This window comes from Tractidigestivibacter scatoligenes, assembly GCF_001494635.1.
GTDB classification, from domain to species: Bacteria; Actinomycetota; Coriobacteriia; order Coriobacteriales; family Atopobiaceae; genus Tractidigestivibacter; species Tractidigestivibacter scatoligenes.
In genome coordinates this window covers 1-3,724 of sequence record NZ_LOJF01000015.1, presented here as the reverse complement: position 1 = coordinate 3,724, position 3,724 = coordinate 1, and the positions used below count along the sequence as shown (strand labels likewise).

Genomic DNA, 3,724 nt, shown 5'->3' with positions numbered 1-3,724 from the left:
TGTTGGCGCAGAAGCTAGAATTATTTCATATGTAATGCATCTTGCGTTCTATGGAGGGCGCTCATGAAGTACTCGGAACTTGTCGACTCCGGTGCCACGCCTACGGAGATCCAAGGCTTCCTCACTGACTCTGAGAACGTCTCGGTAACGCTCAGAATGCCGCGCAGCCTGCGGGACTCCGCCAAGGAGGCAGCGAGGCTTTCCGGGATGAGTCTGGCCTCCTACGTGAAAATGTGTCTCATCGACCGCCTTTCGGGGGCAGATCGCAAATGATCGAGCTCACCACCATGACCGTCCGGCTCATAGGCAGCGAGCCGGACGGCATCAGGATCTGCCACGTCGAGGGAGAGTCGCTCACGACCGTGGTCGTGCCCCGCGAGCTGCTCTCAGAGGCGAAGAGGCTGCCGGATATCCCGAAGAGGGGCATCTACTACCTCCTGGACGAGGATCACGGGGTCATCGGACGCGTCTACGCGGGGCAGACCACCCAGGGGCTAGCCCGGCTGGACGCCCACAAGTCCAGGAAGGAGTTCTGGAACAAGGCCGTCATGTTCCTGGACGACGAGTCGAACATGGACAGGGACGTCCTGGACGCGCTCGAGGCGGACGCGATCGGCTACGTCCGGACGCACGGCTCGTACGAGACCGACAACCTCGAGACCCCGCAGCCATACGTGAACCCGTACAAGGAGCAGACCGTAAAGCGGCTGCACAAGAGCATCCTCTTCAGGATGGCCGTCCTCGGCTATGGGCTCGACCGCACGGACACCGCAGTCGCCGCTGGCCATGCGCTCTTCCACACGAGGAGGAACGGAATCGTAGCGAACGGGTGCTACGACGAGCGCACGGGGCGCTTCACGGTCCTCGCTGGCTCGCAGGTCGACCTATCCCGGCCCGTCCTCAAGAACGTCGGTGCCTCGGAAGCGAGGAAGGAGCTCTTCGGGGAAGGGTCGGGGGTGTCTACCCTTCGCGACGACGTTGCCTTCGGCAGCCCGAGCTCGGCTGCGGTGTTCGTCCTCGGGGGGAGCCAGAACGGCTGGACCGAGTGGACAAACGAGGCGGGCGAGACGCTCGACGCCGCCTACAGAGGGAAGGGGACAGAGACCCGATGAACAAGCAGCAGCTAGCCGCACGGATCTGGGCGTCGGCGAACGAGATGCGTTCGAAGATCGAGGCGAGCGAGTACAAGGACTACATCCTCGGCTTCATCTTCTACAAGTTCCTCTCGGACCGCGAGGAGCAGTTCCTGCTCAAGAACGGATTCGACAGGGAGAGCATGGAGACGGTCAGGGAGGACGACCCCGAGATCCTCTCCTACGTCCAGAACAACCTGGGCTACTTCATCTCGTACGACGACCTCTACTCTACGTGGCTCGCCAAGGGCTCGGACTTCGACGTCTCGGACGTGCGGGACGCGCTCTCGGCCTTCTCGCGCCTCATCAAGCCGTCCCACAGGAACGTGTTCGACAAGATCTTCGACACCCTCGAGACCGGCCTCTCGAAGCTGGGCGACACCTCAGGGGCGCAGACCAAGGCAATCAGCGCGCTCCTGCAGCTCATCCGGGACATACCCATGGACGGCAAGCAAGGCTATGACGTGCTCGGCTACATCTACGAGTACCTGATAAGCAACTTCGCCGCCAACGCCGGCAAGAAGGCCGGCGAGTTCTACACTCCGCATGAGGTTTCCACCCTCATCTCGCGGATCGTGGCACAGAACCTGGCGGGCCGCGGCGAGGTCACCGTATACGACCCGACCTCCGGCTCGGGCTCGCTCCTCATCACCATCGGCGAGGCGGTCGCACGGCAGCAGGGCTACCGCGGGTCCATCAAGTACTACGCCCAGGAGCTAAAGGAGAACACCTACAACCTAACGCGCATGAACCTCGTGATGCGCGGCATCGCGCCGGACAACATCGTGTGCCGCTGCGGCGACACGCTCGAGGATGACTGGCCGTGGTTCGAGGAGGGGCACCCCGAGTCCTACGAGCCGCTCTTCGTGGACGCGGTGGTCTCGACCCCGCCGTACTCCCAGCGCTGGGACCCCGAGGGCAAGGACTCCGACAGGCGATTCGATGGCTATGGTGTTGCCCCCAAGAGCAAGGCCGACTACGCCTTCCTGCTGCACGACCTCTACCACCTCAAGCCGGACGGCGTGATGTGCATCGTCCTGCCGCATGGCGTGCTGTTCCGCGGCGGCGAGGAGGAGAAGATCCGCACCGCCCTCGTGGAGAACGAGAACATCGACGCCATCATCGGCCTCCCCGCCAACATCTTCTTCGGTACGGGGATCCCCACGATCGTGATGGTGCTCAAGAAGCGCCGGCCAAGCGACGATGTGCTGATAGTCGATGCCTCGAAGGGCTTTGTGAAGGATGGCAAGAACAACAAGCTCCGCGCCTGCGACATCCGCCGCATCGTGGATGCCTACCAAAGCCGGAAGAGTGTTGAGCGCTTTTGCCGCGTGGTCCCAAAGCAGGAGATTCGCGACAACGGCTACAACCTCAACATCCCACGCTACGTTGACTCGTCAGAGGCTCCTGAGAGCTGGGACATCTATGCGACGATGTTCGGCGGAATTCCCGTCGGCGAGGTCGACGCACTGAAAAACTACTGGGACGCGCTGCCCGGCCTACGCGACGAGCTCTTCGAGTCGGCTGGTGGTGCGACTGTGTGCCTCAGGTCTAAGAGTGTTGAGGAGACTGTGAGGAAGAGCCCCGCCGTGTGCGGGTACCTGGACTCCTACGACGCGCGGTTCTCTGACTTCGGACAGTGGCTCTACGACGAGCTCGTCGACGAGTCCTCGCTCGTCAACCTGCCCACCGAGGAGGACGGGCTCGCCCGGGAGATCTTCGACAGGCTCGGGGGCGAGAAGCTGGTGGACCCCTATGATGCCTACCAGGTCCTCGACGACTCCTGGCAGGGTATCGAGGCCGACCTCGAGGTCATCCAGACCGAGGGCTTCGACGCCGTCAAGAGGGTCGACCCGAACATGGTGACGAAGAAAAAGAGCGGCAAGGAGGTGGAGGTGCAGGATGGCTGGCGCGGCCACGTGCTGCCCTTCGACCTCGTCCAGCGTGAACTTCTCGCCGACGACCTGCATGCGCTCGACTCCGTCAGCGACCGTATGACGGCCATCGACGGGGAACTTTCCGAGATAGTCGAGGGACTCACGGAGGACGACAAGGCTGCCCTCGGCGAGGCGCTCAATGACGCGGGCGACGCCTTTGTGGCCTCAAAGCTCAGGAAGGCGGTCAGCGAACTGCGCTCCGATGGCGACGAGGACGAGCTTGCCAATCAGGTCGAGAATGCCCGGTCCCTGCTCGAGGAGCAGAAGGCGGCGAAGAAGGAGCAAAAGAGTCTCTCCGCAAGGCTCGAAGTAAGCACCAAGAGCACCATCGAAGGGCTTTCCGACCAACAGGCACGCGAGCTTCTGGATGCCAAGTGGAACCGTCCCGTCGAGGACGGAATAGCCGCCCTCTCTCGCGCCGAGATCGACGGCCTCGTCGACAGGGTTAGGGACCTCTCCAAGAAGTACGAGACGACGTTCGCCGAGGTGGACGAGCAGATTCGCAAAGAGGAGAGTCATCTCTCGCAGATGCTCGGACAGCTTACCGGCAACGAGTACGACATGGCCGGTATTCACGAGCTCATGGATCTCCTGGGGGGCGAGACTCGATGAGCGGCAATGTTCCGACTATTCGCTTCGCCGGATTCACTGAAC

The 3,724-nt window shown here is 62.4% G+C and carries 3 protein-coding genes; all 3 read left to right on the top strand.

The window, feature by feature from the left end; genetic code table 11:
- Window positions 1-63: 63 nt before the first annotated feature.
- From AUL39_RS10740 to AUL39_RS10730, 3 genes are read left to right on the top strand one after another with little or no spacing between them, the layout of a single operon-like run.
- Window positions 64-273, top strand: coding sequence for a hypothetical protein (locus AUL39_RS10740; protein ID WP_059056141.1), 210 nt, complete (start codon window positions 64-66; stop codon window positions 271-273).
- Complete coding sequence (locus AUL39_RS10735; protein WP_059056139.1) at window positions 270-1,112, top strand: GIY-YIG nuclease family protein; 843 nt, start codon at window positions 270-272, stop codon at window positions 1,110-1,112. The genes AUL39_RS10740 and AUL39_RS10735 overlap by 4 nt, the downstream gene beginning before the upstream one ends.
- Window positions 1,109-3,682 (top strand): type I restriction-modification system subunit M, encoded by a 2,574-nt coding sequence (locus AUL39_RS10730; RefSeq protein WP_059056137.1) that lies wholly within the window; start codon window positions 1,109-1,111, stop codon window positions 3,680-3,682. Before AUL39_RS10735 ends, AUL39_RS10730 begins: the two co-directional genes overlap by 4 nt.
- Window positions 3,683-3,724: the final 42 nt, after the last annotated feature.

Bases quoted from the DNA above. Each gene is read 5' to 3' on its own strand.
- AUL39_RS10740 (WP_059056141.1), top strand. From the start codon at position 64: ATGAAGTACTCGGAACTTGTCGACTCCGGTGCCACGCCTACGGAGATC.
- AUL39_RS10735 (WP_059056139.1), top strand. From the start codon at position 270: ATGATCGAGCTCACCACCATGACCGTCCGGCTCATAGGCAGCGAGCCG.
- AUL39_RS10730 (WP_059056137.1), top strand. From the start codon at position 1,109: ATGAACAAGCAGCAGCTAGCCGCACGGATCTGGGCGTCGGCGAACGAG.